We start from the raw sequence: 23,374 nt of genomic DNA, 5'->3' as shown, positions 1-23,374 counted from the left end.
CCAGGTAGGGGGAGCCAATGAAAGCGCTCATCGTGTGCACGTCCAAGGCGCTCGGCAATACCAGGAAGGTCGCCGACGCCATCGGCTCGGTGCTCGACGCGCGGGTGGTGGATCCGGCCGAGATCAGCGCCGCCGAGCTGGGCGACTACGACCTGATCGGTTTCGGGTCGGGGGTGTACTGGATGTCGCTCGACGCCCGGCTGCGCGCCTTCGTCGACGCGCTGCCCGCCGGCCAGAACCGCGACGCGTTCATCTTCGCGACCAGCGGGCTGCCCGAGTTGCGTGTGCGTCCCTACCTGCGCAATCTCGGCGATCAGCTCGAAGACAAAGGATTCGAGCTGGTGGGCGGGTTCTCCTGCCGTGGGCTCGACACGATGGGACCGCTCGCGCTGATAGGCGGGCTCAACAAGGGTCGGCCGAGCGCGGACGATCTGGCCTCGGCCAGGGCTTTCGCCGAGCAGCTACGCGGTCGGTTCGACTGACTCGGCCACGACAAGGGCGTCGATGGCATCGGCGCCCTCGGTGGGCCGGAACACCTCGCGGGCGGTGGTGACGGTGACGCCGGTGCCGTCGAGATCGGCGCGGATGTCGTCGGGAGCGAACAGGATCGTCGGATCCTGGGGGCCGCCGTAACCGTCGGTGATATTGCGGGTGGCGTGGCCCAGGACCAGCAGCATGCCGCCGGGGGCGAGCATCGACGCGAGTTGATGGAGGAGTTGGCGGCGCTCCTGCGGTGGCAGGTGGACGAAGACCATCAGGATCAGTTCGAACGGACCGCTGACGCCCGCCGCGTCGAGGTCGGTGATGTCGGCGCAGGTCCACTCGACGCGCGAACGCACCGAACGCGACAGACGCGCGGCGACCGTTCGCCCCTTGTCGATACCCACCTGAGCGAAGTCGACGGCCTGCACCTGCCAGCCGTGCGTGGCCAGCCACAGCGCGTGACGGCCTTCACCACAGGCCAGGTCGAGGGCGCGCATCGGGGCGGCGGTGCCGTCGGCTTGCAGCGGAAGCCTGCGGTCGAGGCCATGGACGTATTCGACGACCGTGCTGTTCGGCGGTGCGCCCCAGACCAATTCGCTGCGGGCATAGCGTGCGTCCCACTCCGCCGCGTCCATGCTGTTCCGCCTCCCCACGAATTCTGGCCAGACTCAGGTGCGTTCTCGATTGCGACGCGGCTGGCGGGATGTCGCTGTCATGGTAGCCCGTGCCCGGTGAGTTACCCATGTGCTTACTTGCGGTGGTCGAACTGTCAGAGGGATGTGCGCATGAGGATGACGTTGTACTGGGTGTGGACGGTTGTGAGGAAATAGAGGTCGCGGCCGGTCTGGTACGGGAAGATCTGCGGGGCGTAGGCGGTGGGGAGTTCGCGGGCGTCGATGAGGACTTCGGGCGGGCTCCACGGGCCTTCCGGTGACGGTGCGCGGCGCAGCACCACCGAATTGGCGGGGTCGGTGGTGAGGGAGACGAACTGGCCGAGGTGCTCGTTGTACATCACCGACAGCTCGGCTGCCCCGGCCATGATGGGGGCCGCGGCATTCGCGTCGCCACGCTTCCAGCCGCCGCCGTCCCAGTACTCGTAGGCGTCGAGATTCTCGATCTCGCCCTCGGGTACCCGGGCGAGGAAGGCTTCGTTGTCGCGGCCGGGCGGGGTGCCGAATTCGTAGACGAAGCCGCCGTCCTTCAGGAAGGCGTTCATCTGGAACTTGTTGTGGCCGTTGTCGTTCGGCCTGCGGGTATGGGCAAGGTCCGCCCATGTCTCGCCGTTGTCCGACGACACGGCCAACCCCGAATAGTTCGTGGTCCACTCACCGGGCGCGTCCCAACTGCGCACCGACATCAACGACATGTACTGCACGCCGCCGACCGACATGCCCGCCGTGGGGATCCGGCTGATCTCCTCGCCGTCCTTCGGGCTGAAGACGAGTTCGCGGGCCTGGCCGATACCGTCGCGCACCACGCTGTGGAAATGGATGCCCTCGGCCGGGTTGCGGCTGAAACTGCGGGCCAGGAAGTTCGAACGCCAAGCCCACTTGCTGTCGCGCAACAGGTTCGGGAGGCCGACGCCCGCGGTGTCACCGAACGCGGTGAGCATCTCGCCGTGCCCGTTGTCCCACATGATCCCCAGGTCGGTGCCGAGGACATTGTAGGTGTGGGTGGCGTTCGGGCTCGCCATGCCGGTCACCTGGAACACGGCCTGCGCCCGGCCGTGCAGGACCGGCAGGCCGTAGGTGCCGTTGAGGACCGGGATCGGGTTGATCGCGTTCGGGTCGGCCGCGGCGGGCGCCGTCCCGACGAGCAGTACCGCCGCAGCCCCCGCCAATACGGTCATTGCGAGCGAGCCGGATTCGTTCACGTCAGCCTCCGGGCACACGGGAATAAGCGCACCTGTTCTATTCGGTGCACTTTTTCCATCGGATTGGTGAACTGAAACTAACAGCCGGACGCGGGCCGAAGTACTGTGAGGCGACCTAGTGATGGGGCGGCGTTTACTTGTCCCCGTCAGCGAATAATTGCCTTACGGAGCAGCAGGGGAATTTGGGCGGCACGCTCGGCGGCGAAACTGCCGCGTGCGGGCCGGTGCCAGGACCGGTCGAACAGGCGCTTGGCGGCGGCGACCGCGCGGGGATCGCGGGCCGCGATCCGATCGGCCAGCGACTCGGCGGCGGCCACCGGATCGTCGGCGATATCGGTGACCAGACCGATCCTTCTGGCGTGATCGGCGTCGACGCGCTCGGCGGTCATGGTGAGCAGCAGGGCCTGATCGATGCCGATGAGCTGCGACAACGATGCGGTGCCCGACATGTCGGGAATGAGGCCGTGCGCGGCTTCCATCACCGAGAACTCGGCGTCCGGAGCGGCGATGCGGAAGTCGGCGGCGAGGGCGAGTTGCAGTCCGCCGCCGAAGCAGCGGCCGTGCACCGCGGCGATCACCGGGACGTCGAGGCGTCGCCATGCCCAGCAGGCTTCCTGGAAAGTATTGGTGCCCCGCCACGGTCGCGGCAGGAATTCCCGCACAATGGCGATCGGGTCGCGGGTCGCGGCGGCGATATCGAGTCCGCTACTGAAACTCGGGCCGTTACCTGTCACGATGACCGCGCGAATTTCCTTGTGCCCGGACACCGCATCGGCCGCCGTCACTAGGTCACGCAACATTTCCAGCGTCAATCCATTGTGTTTCGCCGGACGATTCAGCGTGACATAAGCGCGTGCGTTCTCGAACCGCAGATCGATGTGCTCTCCCATGACCCGATCTTACTCGTGAGTCAGTTCGAGGGTGTGGCCCATCCGCCGCCGTTCGGGCATGATCCAACTCGGCCACGCATCGGCCGATGCGTGTCGACCGGGAGGACACACAGAGTGCGGATCTGTCTGATCGCCGCAGCGCTCATCGCGCTGCCGGCACTGTCGGCCTGCGGCAGCGAAGAGCCTGCGGTAACCCAGGCGGAACTGTCGAAATCCCTGCAGGACAAGGGTTTGAAGGACGTGTCGCTCGCCGACTGCGCCGCCCAGGTCTTCCTCGACTCGGGCATGTCCCAAGACGGCCTGCGCGTCATGGTCGCCAACGGCCAAGCCGGCGACCAGGCCAAGGAGCTCAACGAGGAAGACGCGGCCAAAGTGGGTGCGGCTCAAGCGAAGATCGCCGCCGAGTGCGTGAAGCTGGGCGGCTGAACAACCCGAGCAAGGAGGGGTGGTTGGGTATGGCCCCGATCACACGGGGTTGACCTGAATTTTGGTTGAGGTTGGAGGCTGTGGGCAGCGCCAAGGCCGGCGCGATTGTCCAGAGGAGGGGCCTCATGAGCAACCACGTCGATATCGAAGGGTCGCCGGACGGGGCTGGCACGGCTCCGCTGCGGGTTGCGGTAGTCATCGGCAGTACGCGGGAGGGTCGATTCGGCACGACCATTGCGGACTGGTTCGTCGGTCGGCTGCGGCGACAAGACACTCTCGAGGTCGAGATCGTCGATACCCGGGAGGTCGCGCTGTCGCACGCCTTCGGTGCGGCCACGGATCACAAATCACGCGCCGAGACCACTGAAAAGCTCTCCCGCGCTGATGCTTTCGTAGTGGTGACGCCCGAGTACAACCACAGCTACCCGGGTGCGTTGAAGAACCTGATCGACGAACACCACGTCGAATGGCAGGCCAAGCCGGTGGGTTTCGTTTCCTACGGCGGCATCTCCGGTGGGCTGCGCGCGGTGGAACATCTGCGGCCGGTCTTCGCCGAACTGCACGCGGTCACCATCCGTGACACGGTCAGCTTCGCCAACCCGTGGCGCCGATTCGATGACGCGGGTGAGCTGGCCGATCCGTCCGACGCGGTCACCGCCACCAAGACCATGCTGAAGCAATTGACTTGGTGGGGTGAGGCATTGCGTTCCGCCCGTGCCGTGAACCCGTACGGGGCGTGAGGGTCGTGACCACTACCGCGAAGGCAGCCGCGTCGCCCGTCGCTGCCCGCAATCCGATGACGATCGCCCTGGTGCTGGTGCTCGGCACAATCATGGCCACGCTGGACCAGACCATCGTCAATGTCTCGATCAACACGTTGTCCGCGGAATTCGACGCGGGCCTGAACACCATCCAGTGGGTGGCGACCGGTTACTCGCTCGCGCTCGGCGCCGTGGTGCCCGCCTCGGCGTGGCTGGTCGGCCGGTTCGGTGCCAAACGGCTGTACCTGACCGCGGTCGCCGCGTTCGCGATCGGTTCCGTGCTGGCCGGGCTGGCCTGGAACATGGAGTCGCTCATCGCTTTCCGGGTCGTGCAGGGCGCCAGTGGCGGGCTGCTCATGCCGGTCGCGATGACGATCCTGCTGCGCGCGGCCGGGCCGGACGGGCTCGGGCGGTTGATGAGCACCCTCGGTCTGGCCATTCTGGTCGGCCCCTTGCTCGGGCCCGTGATCGGCGGCTACCTGATCGACGAGGTGTCGTGGAGGTGGATGTTCTTCATCAACCTGCCGATGGGTGTGCTGGTGCTGGTGCTGGCCGCACGGATCGTGCCCGACGATCTGCCGGAACCGCGGCACGCACTAGACATACCCGGGCTCCTGTTGATGTCGCCAGGTCTGGCCATGCTGATCTACGGGGTGACCGCGGCCGGTGAGCAGGCCGGCTTCGCCACGCCCGCCGTGCTTGTCCCGCTGGTGGCCGGGGCCGTGCTCATCGCCGCCTTCGTGCGCCGGTCCCTGACCATCGAGGATCCGCTGCTGAACCTGCGGGTCCTCGGCAACCGGATCAGCGGCCCCGCCGCGCTGCTGCTTGCCCTGTTCGCCGGCGGCTACTTCGGGTCGATGCTGTTGCTGCCCTTGTATTTCCAAGTCGTCCGTGGCGAATCCGCGCTGGTGGCAGGCGCACTGGGCATCCCGTTCGCGCTGGCCTCCGGTCTCACCATGCAGGTGGCAGGCCGGTTGATCGATCGGATTCCACCCGGCCGCTACCTGCCGCTATCGATCACGGTGGCACTCACCGGTTTCGTACTGTTCATCGTCCAGCTGGACGCGGACGCGCCGTACTGGGCACTCGGCGCGAGCATGCTGCTCATGGGCGCCGGTGGCGGCGGCACCATGATGCCGGTCATGACCACCGCCACCCGGTCCCTGAGCCGCGCGGATCAGCCTGCGGGCTCGACGGTGCTGAACATGATCAGCACCACGGCCCTGGCGGTCGGCACCGCGGTCTCCTCGGTCATCCTCGGCGCACTGCTTCCGGTGACCGGCGGCCTACAGGCGCTGCACGACATGGCTCCGGCCCAGCACGCCGAACTCGCTCCCGCCCTGGCCGAAGCATTCCAGCACACCTATCTGATCGCTCCGGTCATGATCGCGCTCGCATTGATCCCGGCCTTGCTGCTACCGCGCCGGTGATCATCGCCGATGTTGAGCATCTTGCCGCGGCCTGCGCGATTCCGCAGGCCGCGGCAGCAGCGGACGGCCTTACTCACCTGAGTGCTCGATCATGAGAATCCCTGTACTTCCAGGTACCAGATTGTTTGTTCGCCGCCAATACCCTTGGTAACAGCCGACTTCGGGCTCACGAGGGAGTCCGGAGTGGCGTAGGTCAGCCTCTTGACAATCGGGCCCCGTTCCCTGTCGTCGTAGGCAAGGACCACTTTGCCATCATGTACGAACACCTGCGTCGTAGATTCGGAGTGGGTGTGCAACCCGGTCCATCTTGCTCCGTCGGTCCCCAGCACCCGATTGAGTTCGTCGCTGGTGTTAGGCGAGCTGAAGCTGTACATGCGGTCCCACGGACCGATCTGAGCGCCGGATGACGCGACGATATCGCCCAATCGTGCGCTTCGCTTTTCTTCCAAGAGCCGAGCGAAAGCTGCTGTCAATGCGGGACTTCCGTCCTGGACGGCGATTTGTTCACCGATCGAGGAACTACATCCGGCGACCGGGATGAAGGCCACCGTGGCTACGAACGCCAGCAGTCCGCTCATCCGTTTACGGGTACGCACCAATACTCCTTCGAGGTTTCGACCCCAGCCGAGCCCGAGCCGTTCGGGAGACGGCTCGTCGGCTGCGGAGACGTGGTGGTCGAGTCGGGCGGAGGGCATCCGCCTGGAGAACCAATTTGACTACCATGCCAGTCATGTCGTCATCGAGCGTCTGGGCGCGCGTCTTCTCCGGGCTCGGGGCCTGTGTCGCTGCTGTTCTGGTGTTGGTCTACTCGTTCCTGCTGATGGTCGAAGGTATGCCCGACGAGGAGGTTTCGGCGGGTAGTCATGCCCTGCTCGTCACCAAGGTGGTCGTCGCGGTTTTCGCGGGTGTGGCGTTGGTCGTCGGTGCCGCGAGTGGGTGGAGGTGGGCGATCTTCGGCGGTTGCTTGTTGTTCGCCGCCGATTTCGCACTCTGGCTCGTTTGGTACTCGGGAGTTTTCAGGCTGCCGAGCTACGAGCACCCCGAGCCCGGCCCGGTCGCGCAACCACCGGTGTTCTGGCTCGTGCTGGTCACCGTCTGGGGTGTGTTCCCTGGTCTGCTCGCGGCGCTCGCGTGGCGGGGGCACAAAAAAGCCTCCCCGGATCTAGGTCTGGCCTAGCTCGCGGGGAGGCGGGAGAGCCGATGACGGGAATCGAACCCGCGCTACCTGCTTGGGAAGCAGGAGTTCTACCATTGAACTACATCGGCAGTTGTGCGATCGCGACTCTATCAGAACTGGCGTGCGGGGATGCAAGTCTTCGGGGGCTCGGTCGGGTGGTGGGGGCGTCACCTGCTTAAACTGGGCCGGTGCTGCTCTCCGATCGTGACATTCGCGCCGAGATCGCCGCTGGGCGGCTCGGGGTCGAGCCGATGCTCGAGTCGATGGTTCAGCCGTCGAGTATCGATGTTCGGCTCGACGGGCTGTTCCGGGTGTTCGACAACAGCCGGTACACCCATATCGATCCGGCCCAGCAGCAGGACGAGCTGACCAGTCTGGTCGAGCCGAAGCCGGGGGAGCCGTTCGTGCTGCATCCGGGGGAATTCGTGCTGGGGTCGACGCTGGAGATGTGCACGTTGCCCGACGACCTGGCGGGGCGGTTGGAGGGCAAGTCGAGTCTGGGCAGGCTCGGATTGCTCACGCATTCGACGGCGGGGTTCATCGACCCGGGGTTCAGTGGGCACATCACGCTCGAGCTGTCGAATGTGGCGAATCTGCCGATCACGCTGTGGCCGGGGATGAAGATCGGGCAGTTGTGCCTGATCCGGTTGACGAGCCCGGCCGAGCATCCGTACGGCAGTGCGGCGGCCGGGTCGAAGTATCAGGGCCAGCGGGGGCCGACGCCGTCGCGGTCGTACCTGAATTTTCCCCTGTCCCCCGATTCGCTCAACGCGGTCGAGACGCGCTGAGGACCGACTTCCAGCGCGATCCGCAGCACCTTCGTGAGCGGCGGGAACACGTCGCCGGGGCACGGCGGGCGCACCCAGTGGCAGCCCTCGCGGCTCCAGCGGCCGAGGCTGGTCGGGAGCATCACGGCGCTGCCGATGCCGGGGACGTCGATATCGAGGCCCGACAGTTCGGCGGCGAGATCGTCGGTGGGTCTGGCATCGGGTGTGGCGAGCACGCTCCAGCGGATCTGACGGGCGAGCACGGGTCCTTCCGTCCGTTGCTCGTGTAACCGCGCGAACACCTTCTCGGCGCGTGCGGTCGGCAGATGAACCACACACAGCCGATCGGTGATCGGCAACATCACGAAGCCACCACGCTCGCGCACGGGCAGCCTGAATTCGCGCTGGTAGCAACGCACCCAGTCATCGACAGTCCTGGCTTCCACCCCTTCAGGATCACCCCGCACGGCGGTCGGTGACCACTGCCCCGCACCGCCCTTTCGCTGCCTCAGACAACCGATTCGGCGAACATGTGGTGTGTCTCACTGTCGCGCTCGTACTCTGGAAGATGTTGTCCATCGGATGAGGTGACGTCGTGGTCGGGGAGTGGACGGGTAGAGAGGCCAGAGCTCTTCGCGATGCCAAACGAATGAGCATCCGGGAGTTCGCGGCTCATCTGGGCGTGCACGAACGGCTGGTGTCGAAATGGGAAGCCGGTGGGTCGCGGGTGAAGCCGCGGCCGGTGAACCAGGCGGCACTCGATACGTCGCTGGCCCGCTCCGACGAGGTGGTCCGCGCCAGATTCACGGCGCTGCTCGCCCCGGCGGGCGAGACCGACCTGCTCGCCTTCGTCGACGCGGGGGTAAGCAAAAGCGCTGTGCCCGAGTTGATGTCGGAGAGGGAGTTGATCATGGCGGCTGCGCACGAGGCCAGCGAACACGCGGCCGCCGCGGAGAGTACCAATGTCGGACCGACAACGTTGGCCCAGCTCGATGCCGACGTGCGACGGATCGCCACCGAATACGTCTATGCCGCACCGGCTCCCATGATGGTGGAGATGCTGCGGGTGCGGCGGCGGGTGTACCGCCTGCTCGACGGACAGCAGAAACCGGTGGACACCTCGCATCTGTATTTACTGGCGGGCACCCTGTCCGGGTTGCTCGCCAACGCGAGCACCGACCTCGGCTACCTCGATGCCGCGGGCGAACAGATCAGGGCCGCTTGGGCTTACGCCGAACTCAGCGGGCACAACGGGTTACGCGCATGGACGCGCGGCATGCACGCGCTGATCGAGAACTGGTCGGATCGCCCGCGCAACGCCGTCCAATTGGCCCGTGGTGGACAGGAATTCGCGCCGGGCGGATTAGCGCGCGTGCGGTTGCTCAATATCGAGGCGCGGGTGTGGGCGCGGCTGGGGAACGACTCCGAGACCGACCGATGCCTACGCACGGCCGAGTCGGTCGATCCGGACCGGCGTGAGGAACTGCACGACGAGATCGGTGGGGTGTTCGGCTTCCCGACGGCCAAGGCCGCCTACTACGCAGGCGCCACCTGCATCCAGCTCGGTCGCGCCGAGCAGGCGCTCGCGGCCACCGAACGCGCGATCGCGCTGTACTCGAGCGGACCGCCGCTGCAGCGTTCCTACGGTGCCGAGTCGCTGGCGCGCGTCGACAACGCGGCCGCGCACCTCATCAACGGAAGTATCGACGGCGCGGCCGACGCGCTGCGCCCGGTGCTCGGCCTGCCGGAGGACCGGCGCATCGCTCAGCTGGGCGAACGGCTGGTCGGTCTGCGCCGCCGGATCGCCGCCCCGAATTACCGCAACGCGGTCGAAGCGCGCGGGCTCGACGAGCGCATCGAGGAGTTCTGCCTGGAAACGGCGGCTCAGGCGGGCAAACCCCGGCTGTGAATGTTGTCGGCAACCATCCCTAACATGGGGTGGGTGAGTCCACAGCATCCGCATGTCGCCCCGCGCGTCCTCGAGCAGTCGAAGAAACTGCAGGACGTGGTCTACGAGATCCGTGGGCCGGTACACGCGCAGGCAGCACGCCTGGAGGCCGAGGGCCATCGCATCCTCAAGCTCAACATCGGCAACCCGGCCCCGTTCGGGTTCGAAGCGCCCGACGTGATCATGCGCGACATGATCGCGGCGCTGCCGTACGCGCAGGGGTACTCCGAGTCCAAGGGCATCCTGTCGGCGCGGCGCGCGATCGTCACCCGCTACGAGCTGGTGCCGGGCTTTCCCGAGCTCGATGTGGACGACGTCTACCTGGGCAACGGCGTGTCGGAGCTGATCACCGTCACCATGCAGGCGCTGCTCGACAACGGCGACGAGGTGCTGATCCCGGCGCCGGACTACCCGCTGTGGACGGCCATGACCAGCCTCGCCGGCGGAACCCCGGTGCACTACCTGTGCGACGAGGAGAACGGCTGGCAGCCCGATATCGCCGATATCGAATCGAAGATCACCGACCGCACCAAGGCGCTGCTGGTGATCAACCCGAACAATCCGACGGGCGCGGTGTACTCGGCGGAGGTGCTGCAGCAGATCGTCGACCTCGCGCGCAAGCATCGGTTGCTGCTGCTCGCCGACGAGATCTACGACAAGATCCTCTACGACGACGCCAAGCACATCTCGCTGGCCTCGCTGGCTCCCGACCTGCTGTGCCTGACGTTCAACGGTCTGTCCAAGGCCTACCGGGTGGCCGGGTACCGCTCGGGGTGGTTGGCGATCACCGGGCCCAAGGATCACGCGGCAGGCTTCCTCGAGGGGATCGATCTGCTCGCCTCGTCCCGGTTGTGCCCGAATGTGCCTGCTCAGCACGCCATTCAGGTGGCATTGGGCGGCCATCAGAGCATCGAGGACCTGATCCTGCCCGGCGGGCGGTTGCTCGAGCAGCGCGATGTGGCGTGGGAGCGGCTGAACATGATCCCCGGTGTGTCGTGTGTGAAGCCGCGCGGCGCGCTGTACGCCTTCCCGCGTCTGGATCCGAATGTGCACGAGATCCACGACGACGGGAAGCTTGTGCTCGATCTGTTGTTACAAGAGAAGATCCTCATGGTGCAGGGCACCGGGTTCAACTGGCCAGCCACCGATCACCTTCGGATCGTGACGCTGCCGTGGGCACGGGACCTCGCGGTGGCGATCGAAAGGTTCGGTAACTTCCTGTCCAGTTACCGACAGTGAGTGTCACTGTGTCAGGGGCCTTGACGGGGACGGCATAGGGTTAGACCGGCTGAAACCAACTCAGGGTTCGGAAATCTAGGGATTTTGAAGATGCACTAGCGCAAAAGTCCAACTTTTGTGTACAGTGGGCATCGGCGCTTCGGCGCCCCGGCCCGGTCGTCTACCCCCCCTGGACGACCGAGAGCCCTAGGTACGCGCGCCTACCCCCCTGGGCGCCTGCCTGACGGGCGGCGGAGACAACCCCCTGCTCTCCGCCGCCCGGTACCTTTCCGCCTCTTCGAGATCTGGGTCGCGGTTCTCGGCTGCGTATGTCGTTCTTGAAAACGGATTCCCTTAAGCTCTCTCGGGTGAGCGATCATCATCACCACCATCACCACGATCATTCGGGGCCCATCGCTATCGGGGCTACCGCGGCCAAGGTTGTCGTCGGGCTGTTGGCGGTTATCGGGGTGGCGGTGTTGATTGCTACCGCGCTGTTGTGGCCGAGTAAGCCCGAGATCGATATTCCCGCGCCGATGGGGACCGTCAGTGGTGGGGCGGTGCAGACCGAGGCCGGGACCGTCGTGATGCAGGAAGTGGGGCTGTGCGGGAGTCCCTCGCACGGGAAGGCGTTTCCCGACAAGCCGGTGCAGCCGCAGGTGGGGTACTCGTGCCAGCGCAGCATCATCGACATCCGGTCGGGGCCCGACGAGGGTAAGAAGACGCTGTTCGAAATCGCGCCGGGGCCGGGACAACCCGATCTGCGGGTGGGCGACGAGATCCGCATCGTGCGCGCCGCCGACCCGAGCGGCGGGACCATCTACGGGTTCGAGGACTACTCGCGCGGGTTGCCGCTGACATTGATCGTGATCGCGTTCGTCGCGGTGATCTGCATCGTCGCGCGGTGGCGTGGCTTCCGGGCGCTCGTCGGGCTGTGTTTCGCCTTCGGCGTCGTGGTGATCTTCCTGCTGCCCGCCCTGCTCGACGGGAAACCGGCGATCCCGGTCGCGCTCGTGTCGGGTGCGCTGATCCTCTACGTGGTGCTCTACCTCGCGCACGGACTGAATCTGCGGACCAGTTCGGCCCTGCTCGGCACGCTGGCATCGATGCTCGTGGCGGCGGCATTGTCGTGGCTGACGTTGAAGGTCACCCACCTCACCGGACTGTCCGAAGAACAGAACACGAACGTGGCCACCTACATTCAGCACGTCAGCATCACGGGGCTGCTGCTCGCGGGATTCATCATCGGCTCGCTCGGCGTGCTCAACGACGTCACCATCACCCAGGCCTCGGCCGCCTTCGAACTCGCCGCACTCGACGAAGGGGCCTCGCGGCGCGAGATCTTCACCGCCGCCATGCGCGTCGGCCGCGACCACATCGCCAGCACCGTCTACACCCTCGTGCTCGCCTACGCCGGTGGCGCGCTACCGCTGCTGCTGCTGTTCAGCGTCGCCGGACGATCCATCACCGACGTGCTCACCGGTGACGCCGTCGCCATCGAGATCACCCGATCCGCGGTCGGCGGTATCGCCCTCGCACTGTCGGTACCGTTGACCACCGGCATCGCCGTGCTGCTCGCCCGGCCCTTCGGTGCGCAGAAGGCGACCGTCGCGCCGCCACGCGCCCGGCACGCCAGGAACTGAACTACCGCCCCGGCGGCGGCATACCGGGCAGCACCACCGGCGGCAACGTCGGCACGATGATCGGCGGCAGGCCCGGCACCACGGTGAAGGTGTTGGGGCCCTGCGTCGGCGCCGGTTCCTCCGTCGGGGTAATCGGCGGAAGCTGCACGGGCGGAGCTGCCACTGTGCCGTGGACCGCTTCGGTGGTAGACGGCGGCGCCGTGGTCGGTACGGTCGAGCGCGGCGTCGAACTGGCCGGTACCGCCTGCGAACCGTCGCTGGAATTACCGCTCTCGAGCACCTCGGTGCCGTAGCCGAGGCCGATACCGATCGCCGCGACCACCGCCAGCGAACTCACCGTGAGCACCGCGCCGTTCAACTCCCGGCGATTGTGGCCGCGACCGGCCAGCGCGGCGAGCGGACGCCTGCCACGGGCCGGGGCGGTGAGCCAGGCGGGCGTCACATCGTCGAGCTGCTCGATGGGTGCGATCGGCGGCGCGACCGGTGCCTGGGCTACCTGCGCGGGCCTGGCCAGCAACGCGGCACCGCGCGCCAACGCCGTCTCGGGTTCGACAGGAACGATCACCGGCACCCCGATCGTGCGCTCGAGCACCCGCGCGATCAGCGGAATCCGGGCGCCGCCGCCGATCACCAGCACCGCCTGCACCGGATGCTGGGCCCGGATGATGACATCGCGGGTCATCCGCGCCGACGACTCGATCGCCAGCATCATCAGCGCTTCGAAGTTCTCCTGGGTGAGCAGCACCAGCCCCTGCTCACTCGGCAACGCCACCGCATTGCTGCTCGACAACTGCTCCTTGGCCGCCCGGCACAACGCGTCGAGCGCGGCCAGGCCGGCCGGATCGGCGGGGTGTGCGATACGGCCCGACGCGATCTGCTGCTCGCGGATCAGCGAATCGAGGTAGTCGCCGCTGATGTCGCTGATGCGTTCACACTGGTGCACATCGATGGTTCGCGCGTCGACCACGCTCACCGTGAGACCGGAACTGCCCAGGTCGTAGACGGCCAGCGTGGTTACTTCACGCAGGTCGGCGGTGGCGTGCGCGAAATGCACGGCGGCAACGGCTTCGGGAATCAGCTGATAGTTGGTGAGCTGCCTGCGGGCCATGGCGGCGCGGATGGCACGAGCCTGCGGTTCGCTGCGGAAGGTGACGGTGGTCGCCGCGACCTCGGGGCCCGCGGCGAGGGCGGCGGCGATCGCGTCGGCCGCCGATTCTTCCGCGTGTTGTTCGGGGACCGGAAGGGTATGCACCTGAAAGGAATTCGGTGCACCACCGGGCTGTGGGCGCGCCAGGCGCACCGTCGCCGCTCCGACGGAAACTCCCAAAACCGCACTCATCAGCTGCCCATCTCGTTGCACGACATGCGGAGCCTGCACAACCTGCCAGCCCCCGCCCGCCGTAACTCTACGGGGTGCCGAGTCCGGCGTACACCCACCCGGCATCACGCCAAGCGTGACGATCCAGACAATTGCGACCGTCGATGATCGAGCGGGAACGTACCACCGGTTCCAGATCGGCGGGCGTCAAATCTGTGAATTCATTCCATTCGGTAAGGACCAGAACCACATCGGCGCGATCACACGCCTCGGCGACGGATGTCGCATAGTTCAGTGTGGGAAAGACGCGGCGCGAATTCTCCACCGCTTTCGGGTCGTACACGGTGACCACGGCGCCGTGCAGCTGGATCATCCCGGCCACGTTGAGCGCGGGCGAATCGCGCACGTCATCGGACTCCGGCTTGAACGCCGCGCCGAGGACGGCGACGTTCGCGCCGAGCAGGGAACCACCGCAGGCGCGGGCGGCCATGTCGACCACTTTGGTGCGGCGGCGCATATTGATGTTGTCGACCTCGCGCAAGAATGCGACCGCATGATCGGCGCCGAGTTCGCCCGAGCGGGCCATGAAAGCGCGAATGTCCTTCGGTAAGCAGCCGCCGCCGAAACCCAGTCCGGCATTGAGGAATCGCCGGCCGATGCGCGCGTCGTAACCGAGCGCGTCGGCGAGCATCGTGACATCGGCGCCCGTTGCCTCACAGACTTCGGAAACGGCGTTGATGAACGAAATCTTTGTGGCCAGAAAGGCGTTCGCCGAAACTTTCACCAATTCGGCGGTGGCCAAATCGGTGAGCAGGAAAGGGATTTCGGCATCGATGAGATCGGCGTAGATGTCGCGAATGTGTTGTTCGACCCAATCGGCGCGCTCACGGGTGCGGTCGAGGCCGAGCACGAGGCGATCGGGGCGCAAGGTGTCCTGCACCGCGAAGCCCTCACGCAGGAACTCGGGGTTCCACGCCACCTCCACGTCGACGTCGGTGAGTGCGCGAGCCCGGATACCCAAGGCCGCCGCGGTTCCCACCGGGACGGTCGACTTGCCGACGATCATCGCCGGACGTTCCAGCATCGGGACGAGGGTGTCGACCACGGCGTGCACGTACTTCAGGTCGGCGCCGTACTCACCCTTCTTCTGCGGTGTGCCGACACCGAGGAAGTGCACGTCGGCGTGGGCGGCCGCGTCCTCGTAGTCGGTGGTGAACCGCAGCCTGCCCGCCGCGAGGTTGCGTTGCAGCACCTCGTCCAGCCCCGGTTCGTAGAACGGCACCACCCCGTCGGCCAGTTTGGCCACCTTGCCGGGGTCGACATCGACCCCGACCACATCGTGCCCCAGCTCGGCCATACACGCTGCGTGCGTGGCCCCCAGGTACCCCGTTCCGAAGACTGTGCATCGCATACTCTCGTTGGTAAGCGGCGCGCGTGGCTACGCCGCGTCAGCGAGGCAAGGGCGGGCGCAACATCTGGTGTACAGGGGGGAACGTGAGTTCGCTCTCCCGCTTCACGGGGCTTCTACCTGCGGTGACTGGTCGGTGAACTGTGCATGCTTCGGTTCGCGGGTGTGCATTTATGTCATGGTCGACGCGGGCACTGATCCTCGACCCGGGTTGTCCAGGCGGAACAGAGGTTCGCCGTACCATCGGCGGATGCGCCGGAAGCTGGTGGTGGGTGGGCTGGTTGCTGTGATGCTGGTTGTGGTGGTGTTGTGGCCGGTGTATGTGCGTCCTCGGGTGGACGAACCTCGGGGGGCCGATGCGATTCTGGTGCTCGGTGGGGCGCATGACGGTCGTGAAGAGCTCGGGTTGCGGTTGGCCGCAGAGGGATTCGCGCCGCGGGTGTTGATATCGGATCCGTATGAGCGCAGTGCGATGGTGAATCGGATCTGCCACGGGGGTTACTCGTTCGAGGTGATCTGTTTCGATCCGAGTCCGCGGACCACACTCGGCGAAGGCCGCGCCCTCTCCCGTCTCGGGGCCGACTGGGATCGCGTCATCGTCGTCACTTTCACACCACACATCTCCCGCGCCCGCTACATCCTCGGCAAATGCTGGCCCGGCGAACTCCTCTTCGTCGACCCACGCCCCCACCTCTCACCCGCCCGCTGGGCCTGGGATTACGCCTACCAATCCGCTGGTTACGTCAAGGCCTGGTTCGCCGACTGCTGACTCAACTGGTCGACAGCCGGTGATGCGGCTGACCTGTTACTTCGGCGATCGTCTGATGGTCGTTGTCCACATGCATCACGGTCGCTCCGTGGATCTCCGCTGTCGCTGCGATGATCAAGTCCGGGATAGGAATTCGATGGGTACCACGTTCGGCTAGCAGACCTTGCACGGCAAGTGCGCGATCCATTACCTCCTCGGTGACCGGCAGCCACACCAGCGACTTCTGCAGGCCGATCCGTTCGTTGTAATCGGACAGCGTTCGCGCCGAATACCCGATCTCGAGGGCGGTGAGATGACATGCGGCGACAAGTGCTCCCGGCATGCTTGTGGCAGCGTGAAAATCCGCAGCAGCCGCGGGGTCCCGGAGGACCCACTCGAAGGCGGACTTGTCCGCCAACATGAACATCGTCCTCAGCGCCAGGCCCCCTGCATTCCCTCGGCTGACAAGTCGGTGTCGGTATCGCGAAGATGCTGGAGCATCTTTGCCACAGCACGTCGGTTCGCGACCTCGCGTAGTGCAGCGTTGACCGTCGCCACCTTGGTCTTCGTCCCCAACTCTTCTGCGGCCAGGCTCAATGCATGGTCGTCGATGTCGATCAAGGTTCGAGACATACAGCAACCTCCAGATATCAAAACTCTGACTTCAATGATATCAGGGCCTGGCAGTGCCCTCATACACAGCAGTGAGGCGCGGATCCTTGGAATCCGCGCCTCACTGGGTGTTCAGTTGTCAGTTCTTGCGGCCGGGGGCCTTTGCTCCGGACTTGAAGCCGAGGCCGCCGGGCTTGGCGGTCGGCGGGGCCACCGGTGGGGTGCCGTTGCCGTTGGAAGGTGTGGGCTCGGGGGCCGGGTCTTCCTGGGCGGTGGGCTCAGCCGGGGCTTCCGGTTCGGCGGGGGCCGCTGCCGGTTCTGCCGGCTTGGGGGCGCCGGGGGCCTTGGGGCCGGGGCGCTTGAAGCCGGACTTCATGGCGAGTCCCTTGGCGGCGACGGTCGGCTTGGTTTCGGTGGGGGCCGAAACCGGTTCGGCGGCAGGGGCTTCGGGGGCCGGTGCGGACTCGGTCGCGGGGTCCGAGGCCGGGGCTTCGGGGGCCTGGGCCGATTCCGTGGGCTTCGGAGCACCCGGAGCCTTCGGGCCGGGGCGCTTGAAGCCGGACTTCATCGCGAGTCCCTTGGCGGCGACCGTGGGCTTGGTCTCCGTGGCAGCGGTTTCGGCGGGAGCTTCCGCAGCCGCATCAGCAGCCGGGGCTGCATCGGCGGCCGGGGCGGCAGGAGCCTTGGCGCCGGGCGCCTTGGCGCCGCCCTTCATGCCGAGTCCGCCACCGGGAGCCTTGGCGCCACCCTTCATGCCGAGACCCTTGACCGGGGGAGCGGTGGTCTCGGAGGCTGATTCGGCGGCCGGAGCTTCGGCAGCGGGCGCCTTCGCACCCGGAGCCTTGGCGCCGCCCTTCGTGCCGAGTCCGCCACCGGGAGCCTTCGCCCCGCCCTTCATACCGAGACCCTTGGCGGGCGCGGCCGGGGCCGACTCCGCTTCGGCGGCAGGGGTCTTCGCCCCGGGCGCCTTGGCGGCACCCTTCATACCCAGGCCACCACCGGGCGCCTTGGCAGCACCCTTCATACCGAGTCCGCCACCAGCCGGCGCGGCCTTGGGAGCAGCTTCGGCGGGGGCTTCGGCGACCGGTTCCGGCTCGGGTTCGGGCTCCGGCTCGGGTTCCGCCTTCGGCTCCTGGACGACGAGCAGGTTGGCCGACAGCTCGGCGGCATCGATGCGGGTGATCGAGTCGAGCATCAGCTGCGACACGTCGACCACCTCGACGCCCTCGCCCTGACCCTGCTCCTGACGCGCGGTGACGCCGTCGTTGAGCATGACGCGGCAGAACGGGCAACCCGTGGCGATCTTGGTCGGATTGGTGGACAGCGCCTCGTCGACACGGTCGACGTTGATGCGCTTGCCGAGCTGCTCCTCCATCCACATGCGGGCGCCACCGGCACCACAGCACATGGAACGTTCGCCGTGGCGCGGCATTTCGACCAGGGTCGAACCGGAGGCTTCCATCAGCTCACGCGGCGCGTTGTAGATCTTGTTGTGGCGACCGAGGTAGCAGGGGTCGTGGTAGGTGATGTTCTGCGACACCGTGGCCACCGGGACCAGCTTCTTCTGCCGCACCAGGCGGTTCAGCAGCTGGGTGTGGTGCACGACCTCGTAGGTGCCACCGACCTGCGGGTACTCGTTGTTGAGCGCGTTGAAGCAGTGCGCACAGGTGACGACGATCTTCTTCTTCGACTGCTCGACACCCTCGAACACCGAGTTGATGACCTCGATGTTCTGCATCGCCAGCTGCTGGAACAGGAACTCGTTGCCCGCGCGGCGAGCCGAGTCACCGGTGCAGGTCTCCTCGGCGCCGAGCACCATGAACTTGGTGCCCGCGGTGGCGAGGAGTTCGGCGACGGCCTTGGTGGTCTTCTTGGCGCGGTCCTCGTAGGCGCCGGCGCAACCGACCCAGAACAGGTATTCGTAGCCGTCGAAGCTGTCGGCGTCCTTACCGAAGACCGGGATGTCGAAGTCGACTTCCTTGATCCAGTTCAGGCGGTCCTTGGAGTTCTGGCCCCACGGGTTGCCCTTGTTCTCCAGGTTCTTGAACAGACCGGCCAGCTCGGAGGGGAACTCCGACTCGATCAGCACCTGGTAGCGGCGCATGTCGATGATGTGGTCGACGTGCTCGATGTCGACGGGGCACTGCTCCACGCAGGCACCACAGGTGGTGCAGCTCCACAGCACCTCGGGGTCGATCACACCGTGCACGTCCTCGCCGCCGACGAGCGGGCGCTCGGCCTCGGTGCGGGCTTCCTCGGTGATCTTGGCGAGCTTGGCCTCGTCGGGCTTGCCGTCGGCGTCGACCAGGCCGATCTCGTCGCCGCCCATGTCCTTGCGGCCGCCGGCCAGCAGGTAGGGCGCCTTGGCGTAGCCGTGGTCGCGCAGCGACATGATGAGCAGCTTGGGCGAGAGCGGCTTACCGGTGTTCCAGGCGGGGCACTGCGACTGGCAGCGACCACACTCGGTGCAGGTGGTGAAGTCCAGCCAGCCCTTCCAGGAGAAGTCCTCCATCTTGCCCGCGCCGAGGGTGTCGGTGTCGGGGTCGACGTTCTCGATGGTGAGGACCTTGCCGTCCGACATCATCGGCTTGGCGGCACCGAGGGCGACGCCGCCGTCGGCCTCACGCTTGAAGTAGATGTTGGGGAACGCGGCGAAACGGTGCCAGGCGACGCCCCAGTTGACGTTGCGGCTGACCACCACGACCCAGACCAGCGCGGCCATCAGCTTGAAGAAGGCGAACACCGACACCGCTTCCGCGCTGGCGGGCAGCACCGAGGCGATGTGCATGCTGACGAAGTCGCTGCTGGCGTGGGATTCGCCGGTGTAGGCCAGGACGAGGGACTTCGCGCCGAGCATGCTGATGCCCTCGACGAGCACGATGAGCTCGACGAAGTAGGCGGCGAAGAAGTTGGAGCCGGAGAAGCGCGACTGCCGGGCGGGCACGCGGGGGTGGTTCAGCTGACGGATGACGATCAGCACGATCGCACCGATGATGGTGCCGAGGGCGAGCAGTTCGTCGAGCAGGTGGTAGACGAAGGTGTTACCGACCAGCGGCCAGGTGAACGTGGGGCTGAAGATCTGCCCCTGCGCCTGGAAGACCGTGACGAAGCCGAGCATGAAGCCGACCATGACGAGCCAGTGTGCCCAGCCGACGGTCCGGAACTTCACCATGCGCGTGTGCGCGGCGAACTCCTTGATCATGGTGGCGAACCGCGGCACGAACGGAGTGAACCGGTCGGGGGCGGGCTGCCCGAGCATGATCGTCCGAGCCATCTTCCGGATGGCGAGGCCGAACCCGATCCACGCGGGGACACCGACCAGAATGGAGATGATGCCCAACGTCAAAGATATGGGGCTCATGCTGTGGCCTTTCGTTCACGAAGCGACGCGGTGCCGCTCGTCCCAGGTCGCATCATAGTACGGTCCAAGTTACCCGCCAGTAGGGGTAGGGATTCTATGTTACCGGTGGGTAGCTTCGATGTCTTCCCGGAGCTGAGGATCATCCTAACGTTGCAGTTCAGGGGTTGATTTGGCGCATGCCTGTTACAGCCCGTTCCGGGATCGCCCCGAAACGGCCCGCGTGTCGATGGGGCTTGCATGGCAGCGGGCGCGACGGCCGGGTTCGTGGGCGGGGCTCTGCGCTCGGCCGCGATGTGAAACAAGGTGGAATTAATCTATCGTCCAGTTTGTTCGGGGTCCGCGGAAATAATTTCCCGGCGAATTCGCATTCTCACCTGAGGGTGCTCGCGACCGTGAGTTGCATAGACCATTCTATTCTCGGCGCGCCAGCTGCCCGGATCGTGACATCGAGGCACGAAGGGGCTTGTCCAACTGTGGGTTTCACCAGTTGGACACCGTCAGGTCGGTTGGTTACCGGTCGGTCGGGCGGAGCGCCGCGGGGCCCTGACCGGCGCGTCGACCGTGGGCGAGGGTCTCGGATCGAACACTTGCCCGAATTGGCTCACTGCGATATTTTTTTACGCGGCTCTTGATCTTGATATTGATGCACAGCTTGAAAGACTGGGGGGCTTGATAGGTGAATCGCCCGCTGAAATCCAACCGGGTAAAACAGTCTGTGGAAATCGCCTCGCTCGTCATGGCGGGCTCCCCCCGATTCGAGGGGGAGGACCCCGCTCATATCGAGCGGCTGGTCGAGGCGGAATGGCCCTTGCCGCCCATTCTCGTCCATCGTCCGACGAATCGGATCATCGACGGATTTCACCGGACGAACGCGGCACTACGCAAAGGCCTCACGCACATCGACGCGTATATGGTCGATGGTTCCGAAGAATTGGCGTTCATTCTCGGCGTGCAGGAGAATGTGCGGCACGGCCTGCCCTTGTCGCTGGCCGATCGCCGGGCTGCGGCGGAACGCATCATCCGTTCCCATCCGCACTGGTCGAATCGGTCGATCGCCACCGCCGCCGGGCTTTCCGCGAAAACTGTGGCGTCGATCCGAAGCGGTACCGGCGATACGTCACAGGCGAGTCATCGGCTCGGCAGTGACGGCAGGCTCCGGCCGGTCGACACGAATTCGGCGCGCAAAACGGCCGCCGAACTCCTGCTGGCCCGCCCGGATGCCTCGCTGCGTTCCATCGCCCGCGAAGTGGGTCTCTCGCCGTCGACCGTTCGCGATGTCCGGGCCCGGCTGGAAAGCGGCATGGGCCCGCTCGTCCAGCCCGACGACACCAGGACTCCGGTGCCCGGCGGACCGGCGGAGAACGACCGGCTCGCGCCGACACCGCACAAGAAGCAGGTCGACCTTGACGCCCTGCTCGCCGTGCTCTCGCGCGACCCGGCGCTGCGGATGAGCGTCGGCGGGCGCGAATTGCTGCGGTGGCTGCATCAGCATGCGGTGAACGCGGGTGACGCCGAGAAGATCGTCGAATTCGTGCGACCTCATTCCTCCTACCATGTGATCGAACTCGCCAATCAATGCGCGGCCAATTGGGCGAGTATCGCCCAGGCCCTGCAAGCCGCTTCCGATAATGCGTACGGTAATTCGCCGGGCGCTCGTTCGGCCTGAACTTCCGAACTGTTTCCCATTCTTACGGACCTAAGGATCGGCATGTCCAAAATCGCCGTTGTCACCAGTGGACTGCAATACGACATCGTCGGGAAAAATCCCGAGCGGGAAGCCGCTATCGCGGCTGCGACGCCGCGGGTGAACGAATTCCTGACCGAAATGCGCAAGCGGGGCTGCACGGTTTACCATCTGCAACTTTTGAATCAACCCGACGACCCGCTGGCCGAGCGTTACGACGGTCGCGTACCGGCACTGCGCGGAACTCCCGGCGCCGAGGTGATCCGCGAATTCGTCGACCCCGACGACGTGATCCAGGAACGCAGTAAGGACAGCGGCTTCTACGAAACCGACCTGCACGACCGGCTCCAGGCCGAGGGCGTGGAAGCGCTGGTGCTGATCGGTCTGCAGACCCAGATCTGTATCCAGACCACCGCCGCCGACGCCTTCTTCCGCGGCTACATCGTCGCGGTGCCCGGCGACTGCGTGTTCTCGGCGCAGGAGGCCGACCGGGTGCGGGCGCTGGACTGGCTGGAGAGCTACTGCGCCACCGTCGCCGACTCCGCCGAGATCCTGCGGCTCATCGACACCACCGGCGGCATCCCGCGCAAGGAGACCAAGACACCATGACCGTGGCCACGCAGCACATCCAGCTCGACCACGGCACCGGCGCGGTGCTCTCGGGCGAGCTGGTCGACTTCATCGCCCGCACCCTCGGCGACGTATATGTGGGGGAGATGGAGGACAGCGCGGTCCTGCCCGTGGAGGGCGACCGGATCGCGATGACCACCGACAGTTTCGTGGTCGATCCGCCGTTCTTCGGCAACGGCGACATCGGCAAGATCGCGGTCTGCGGCACGGTCAACGACCTGGCCGTCTCGGGTGCGGTGCCGCGCTATCTCACCCTCGGGCTCATCCTCGAGGCCGGATTGTCCTTCGACCAACTCGAGCGCGTGCTCACGTCGGTGCGCGATACCGCGCGCGAGGCGAGGGTGCAGATCGTGTGCGGCGACACCAAGGTCGTGCGGGCGGGCGAGGCCGATCAGCTGTACCTCAACACCAGTGGAGTCGGGTTCTTCCTGCGCGAACCACTGCGGATGGACGCGGTCCGCCCCGGCGACGCGGTGATCCTGTCGGGTCCGATCGGCAATCACACGGTGCACCTGCTCTCCATCCGGGAGGGGCTCGGCTTCGAGAGCCGGGTGCTCAGCGACTGCGCGCCGCTCAACCTGATGATCGACAGCGTCTTCGCGGCGGTGCCGCGCGAGGCGGTGCGGTCGATGCGTGACGTGACGCGCGGTGGTCTCTCGGCGGTGCTGCACGAATACGCGGGCCGCATGGGCAAGGCCATCACCATCGATGAGCAGTCGCTGCCCATCCAGCACGAGACCGCGATGGCGGCGGACATGCTCGGCATCAACCCGCTGAACTGCGCGAACGAGGGCTGCCTGGCGATCTTCGCCGACCCGGCGGCCGCCGCCGACATCGTGGCCGCGCTGCGCGGGCACGAGTACGGCAGGCACGCCACGGTGATCGGCGAGGTGACCGGCCGGGAGGGCGCCGCGGTCGTGCTGCGCGACGCCGACGGACGCGAATCGACACTGCAACCGCTGCGGGGCGCCGAGCTGCCCCGCCTGTGCTGATCGGG

Annotated in this window: 23 protein-coding genes and 1 tRNA gene; 13 read left to right on the top strand and 11 right to left on the bottom strand. The window is 66.3% G+C overall.

What is annotated here, in order from left to right:
• Positions 1 to 17 precede the first annotated feature (17 nt).
• The gene (locus tag AB0I19_RS20975; RefSeq protein WP_357150638.1) at positions 18 to 482 is read left to right on the top strand and encodes a flavodoxin family protein; all 465 of its coding nucleotides are present in this window, start codon (positions 18 to 20) and stop codon (positions 480 to 482) included.
• On the opposite strand, the gene AB0I19_RS20970 is transcribed toward AB0I19_RS20975, so the two are convergent.
• The 3 genes from AB0I19_RS20970 to AB0I19_RS20960 form a co-directional block, all read right to left on the bottom strand.
• Positions 462 to 1,118, bottom strand: coding sequence for a class I SAM-dependent methyltransferase (locus AB0I19_RS20970; RefSeq protein WP_067643738.1), 657 nt, complete (start codon positions 1,116 to 1,118; stop codon positions 462 to 464). The two genes, AB0I19_RS20975 and AB0I19_RS20970, sit on opposite strands and share 21 nt — an antisense overlap.
• 134 nt (positions 1,119 to 1,252) lie before the next feature.
• The gene (locus AB0I19_RS20965) at positions 1,253 to 2,356 is read right to left on the bottom strand and encodes a DUF4185 domain-containing protein (RefSeq protein ID WP_357150637.1); all 1,104 of its coding nucleotides are present in this window, start codon (positions 2,354 to 2,356) and stop codon (positions 1,253 to 1,255) included.
• A gap of 146 nt (positions 2,357 to 2,502) precedes the next feature.
• Positions 2,503 to 3,246 (bottom strand): crotonase/enoyl-CoA hydratase family protein, encoded by a 744-nt coding sequence (locus AB0I19_RS20960; protein WP_357150636.1) that lies wholly within the window; start codon positions 3,244 to 3,246, stop codon positions 2,503 to 2,505.
• Positions 3,247 to 3,360: 114 nt separating this feature from the next.
• Between AB0I19_RS20960 and AB0I19_RS20955 the strand changes: the two genes are divergently transcribed.
• From AB0I19_RS20955 to AB0I19_RS20945, 3 genes are all read left to right on the top strand, one after another.
• On the top strand, positions 3,361 to 3,672 hold the full coding sequence (locus AB0I19_RS20955; protein ID WP_067497116.1) for a hypothetical protein: 312 nt from the start codon (positions 3,361 to 3,363) through the stop codon (positions 3,670 to 3,672).
• Positions 3,673 to 3,797: 125 nt separating this feature from the next.
• Positions 3,798 to 4,412: an NAD(P)H-dependent oxidoreductase gene (locus AB0I19_RS20950; protein ID WP_357150779.1), complete on the top strand. Its 615-nt coding sequence runs from the start codon at positions 3,798 to 3,800 to the stop codon at positions 4,410 to 4,412.
• A 5-nt stretch (positions 4,413 to 4,417) separates the two neighbouring features.
• Positions 4,418 to 5,863 (top strand): DHA2 family efflux MFS transporter permease subunit, encoded by a 1,446-nt coding sequence (locus AB0I19_RS20945; protein ID WP_357150635.1) that lies wholly within the window; start codon positions 4,418 to 4,420, stop codon positions 5,861 to 5,863.
• Between the two features lie 89 nt (positions 5,864 to 5,952).
• On the opposite strand, the gene AB0I19_RS20940 is transcribed toward AB0I19_RS20945, so the two are convergent.
• Positions 5,953 to 6,459 carry a hypothetical protein gene (locus tag AB0I19_RS20940; protein WP_357150634.1) on the bottom strand — a complete coding sequence of 169 codons (507 nt, stop codon included), beginning with the start codon at positions 6,457 to 6,459 and terminating at the stop codon, positions 5,953 to 5,955.
• 134 nt (positions 6,460 to 6,593) lie between these two features.
• Between AB0I19_RS20940 and AB0I19_RS20935 the strand changes: the two genes are divergently transcribed.
• The gene (locus AB0I19_RS20935; RefSeq protein ID WP_357150633.1) at positions 6,594 to 7,040 is read left to right on the top strand and encodes a hypothetical protein; all 447 of its coding nucleotides are present in this window, start codon (positions 6,594 to 6,596) and stop codon (positions 7,038 to 7,040) included.
• A gap of 18 nt (positions 7,041 to 7,058) precedes the next feature.
• On the opposite strand, the gene AB0I19_RS20930 is transcribed toward AB0I19_RS20935, so the two are convergent.
• Positions 7,059 to 7,129: transfer RNA gene (locus AB0I19_RS20930), tRNA-Gly, on the bottom strand.
• 99 nt (positions 7,130 to 7,228) lie between these two features.
• Between AB0I19_RS20930 and dcd the strand changes: the two genes are divergently transcribed.
• A complete protein-coding gene (dcd, locus tag AB0I19_RS20925) occupies positions 7,229 to 7,828 on the top strand; it encodes a dCTP deaminase (protein ID WP_067497111.1) in 600 nt (199 codons plus the stop codon).
• Here dcd and AB0I19_RS20920 read toward each other — a convergent pair.
• The gene (locus tag AB0I19_RS20920) at positions 7,741 to 8,253 is read right to left on the bottom strand and encodes a hypothetical protein (RefSeq protein WP_357150632.1); all 513 of its coding nucleotides are present in this window, start codon (positions 8,251 to 8,253) and stop codon (positions 7,741 to 7,743) included. The genes dcd and AB0I19_RS20920 overlap by 88 nt on opposite strands.
• Positions 8,254 to 8,402: 149 nt before the next feature.
• Between AB0I19_RS20920 and AB0I19_RS20915 the strand changes: the two genes are divergently transcribed.
• From AB0I19_RS20915 to AB0I19_RS20905, 3 genes are all read left to right on the top strand, one after another.
• A complete protein-coding gene (locus tag AB0I19_RS20915) occupies positions 8,403 to 9,716 on the top strand; it encodes a helix-turn-helix domain-containing protein (RefSeq protein WP_067497110.1) in 1,314 nt (437 codons plus the stop codon).
• Between the two features lie 24 nt (positions 9,717 to 9,740).
• A complete protein-coding gene (locus AB0I19_RS20910; RefSeq protein ID WP_067643759.1) occupies positions 9,741 to 10,994 on the top strand; it encodes a pyridoxal phosphate-dependent aminotransferase in 1,254 nt (417 codons plus the stop codon).
• A 308-nt stretch (positions 10,995 to 11,302) separates the two neighbouring features.
• A complete protein-coding gene (locus tag AB0I19_RS20905) occupies positions 11,303 to 12,616 on the top strand; it encodes a YibE/F family protein (protein WP_067497108.1) in 1,314 nt (437 codons plus the stop codon).
• A gap of 1 nt (position 12,617) precedes the next feature.
• Here the strand turns inward: AB0I19_RS20905 and AB0I19_RS20900 are convergent, their stop codons facing one another.
• Positions 12,618 to 13,955 carry an Hsp70 family protein gene (locus tag AB0I19_RS20900; protein ID WP_357150631.1) on the bottom strand — a complete coding sequence of 446 codons (1,338 nt, stop codon included), beginning with the start codon at positions 13,953 to 13,955 and terminating at the stop codon, positions 12,618 to 12,620.
• 67 nt (positions 13,956 to 14,022) lie between these two features.
• The gene (locus AB0I19_RS20895; RefSeq protein ID WP_181698783.1) at positions 14,023 to 15,345 is read right to left on the bottom strand and encodes a UDP-glucose/GDP-mannose dehydrogenase family protein; all 1,323 of its coding nucleotides are present in this window, start codon (positions 15,343 to 15,345) and stop codon (positions 14,023 to 14,025) included.
• A 247-nt stretch (positions 15,346 to 15,592) separates the two neighbouring features.
• Between AB0I19_RS20895 and AB0I19_RS20890 the strand changes: the two genes are divergently transcribed.
• Complete coding sequence (locus tag AB0I19_RS20890) at positions 15,593 to 16,111, top strand: YdcF family protein (protein WP_357150630.1); 519 nt, start codon at positions 15,593 to 15,595, stop codon at positions 16,109 to 16,111.
• Between the two features lies 1 nt (position 16,112).
• Here AB0I19_RS20890 and AB0I19_RS20885 read toward each other — a convergent pair whose 3' ends face one another.
• The 3 genes from AB0I19_RS20885 to AB0I19_RS20875 all read right to left on the bottom strand — a co-directional run bounded on the left by AB0I19_RS20885 (position 16,113) and on the right by AB0I19_RS20875 (position 20,063).
• Positions 16,113 to 16,511 (bottom strand): PIN domain nuclease, encoded by a 399-nt coding sequence (locus AB0I19_RS20885; RefSeq protein WP_357150629.1) that lies wholly within the window; start codon positions 16,509 to 16,511, stop codon positions 16,113 to 16,115.
• 11 nt (positions 16,512 to 16,522) lie between these two features.
• On the bottom strand, positions 16,523 to 16,723 hold the full coding sequence (locus AB0I19_RS20880; protein WP_357150628.1) for a type II toxin-antitoxin system VapB family antitoxin: 201 nt from the start codon (positions 16,721 to 16,723) through the stop codon (positions 16,523 to 16,525).
• 118 nt (positions 16,724 to 16,841) lie between these two features.
• Positions 16,842 to 20,063 (bottom strand): heterodisulfide reductase-related iron-sulfur binding cluster, encoded by a 3,222-nt coding sequence (locus AB0I19_RS20875; protein ID WP_357150627.1) that lies wholly within the window; start codon positions 20,061 to 20,063, stop codon positions 16,842 to 16,844.
• Positions 20,064 to 20,799: 736 nt separating this feature from the next.
• Here AB0I19_RS20875 and AB0I19_RS20870 point away from each other — a divergent pair.
• Genes AB0I19_RS20870 through hypE form a run of 3 tightly spaced genes read left to right on the top strand, consistent with a single transcriptional unit; the run spans position 20,800 to position 23,369 of the window.
• A complete protein-coding gene (locus tag AB0I19_RS20870; protein WP_357150626.1) occupies positions 20,800 to 21,729 on the top strand; it encodes a ParB N-terminal domain-containing protein in 930 nt (309 codons plus the stop codon).
• A gap of 42 nt (positions 21,730 to 21,771) precedes the next feature.
• Positions 21,772 to 22,356 carry a cysteine hydrolase gene (locus tag AB0I19_RS20865; RefSeq protein ID WP_357150625.1) on the top strand — a complete coding sequence of 195 codons (585 nt, stop codon included), beginning with the start codon at positions 21,772 to 21,774 and terminating at the stop codon, positions 22,354 to 22,356.
• On the top strand, positions 22,353 to 23,369 hold the full coding sequence (hypE, locus tag AB0I19_RS20860; protein WP_357150624.1) for a hydrogenase expression/formation protein HypE: 1,017 nt from the start codon (positions 22,353 to 22,355) through the stop codon (positions 23,367 to 23,369). The genes AB0I19_RS20865 and hypE overlap by 4 nt, the downstream gene beginning before the upstream one ends.
• Positions 23,370 to 23,374 lie beyond the last annotated feature (5 nt).

The organism is Nocardia sp. NPDC050413, from assembly GCF_040655475.1.
GTDB lineage: Bacteria > Actinomycetota > Actinomycetes > Mycobacteriales > Mycobacteriaceae > Nocardia > Nocardia coubleae.
This window is presented reverse-complemented; position numbering and strand designations above follow the sequence as displayed.

Coding starts and splice junctions, on each gene's coding strand:
- AB0I19_RS20975 (WP_357150638.1), top strand. CDS start 18: ATGAAAGCGCTCATCGTGTGCACGTCCAAGGCGCTCGGCAATACCAGG.
- AB0I19_RS20970 (WP_067643738.1), bottom strand. CDS start 1,118: ATGGACGCGGCGGAGTGGGACGCACGCTATGCCCGCAGCGAATTGGTC.
- AB0I19_RS20960 (WP_357150636.1), bottom strand. CDS start 3,246: ATGGGAGAGCACATCGATCTGCGGTTCGAGAACGCACGCGCTTATGTC.
- AB0I19_RS20950 (WP_357150779.1), top strand. CDS start 3,798: ATGAGCAACCACGTCGATATCGAAGGGTCGCCGGACGGGGCTGGCACG.
- AB0I19_RS20935 (WP_357150633.1), top strand. CDS start 6,594: ATGTCGTCATCGAGCGTCTGGGCGCGCGTCTTCTCCGGGCTCGGGGCC.
- AB0I19_RS20910 (WP_067643759.1), top strand. CDS start 9,741: ATGGGGTGGGTGAGTCCACAGCATCCGCATGTCGCCCCGCGCGTCCTC.
- AB0I19_RS20905 (WP_067497108.1), top strand. CDS start 11,303: ATGTCGTTCTTGAAAACGGATTCCCTTAAGCTCTCTCGGGTGAGCGAT.
- AB0I19_RS20900 (WP_357150631.1), bottom strand. CDS start 13,955: ATGAGTGCGGTTTTGGGAGTTTCCGTCGGAGCGGCGACGGTGCGCCTG.
- AB0I19_RS20895 (WP_181698783.1), bottom strand. CDS start 15,345: ATGCGATGCACAGTCTTCGGAACGGGGTACCTGGGGGCCACGCACGCA.
- AB0I19_RS20890 (WP_357150630.1), top strand. CDS start 15,593: ATGCGCCGGAAGCTGGTGGTGGGTGGGCTGGTTGCTGTGATGCTGGTT.
- AB0I19_RS20885 (WP_357150629.1), bottom strand. CDS start 16,511: ATGTTGGCGGACAAGTCCGCCTTCGAGTGGGTCCTCCGGGACCCCGCG.
- AB0I19_RS20880 (WP_357150628.1), bottom strand. CDS start 16,723: ATGTCTCGAACCTTGATCGACATCGACGACCATGCATTGAGCCTGGCC.
- AB0I19_RS20875 (WP_357150627.1), bottom strand. CDS start 20,063: ATGAGCCCCATATCTTTGACGTTGGGCATCATCTCCATTCTGGTCGGT.
- AB0I19_RS20870 (WP_357150626.1), top strand. CDS start 20,800: ATGGCGGGCTCCCCCCGATTCGAGGGGGAGGACCCCGCTCATATCGAG.
- AB0I19_RS20865 (WP_357150625.1), top strand. CDS start 21,772: ATGTCCAAAATCGCCGTTGTCACCAGTGGACTGCAATACGACATCGTC.
- hypE (WP_357150624.1), top strand. CDS start 22,353: ATGACCGTGGCCACGCAGCACATCCAGCTCGACCACGGCACCGGCGCG.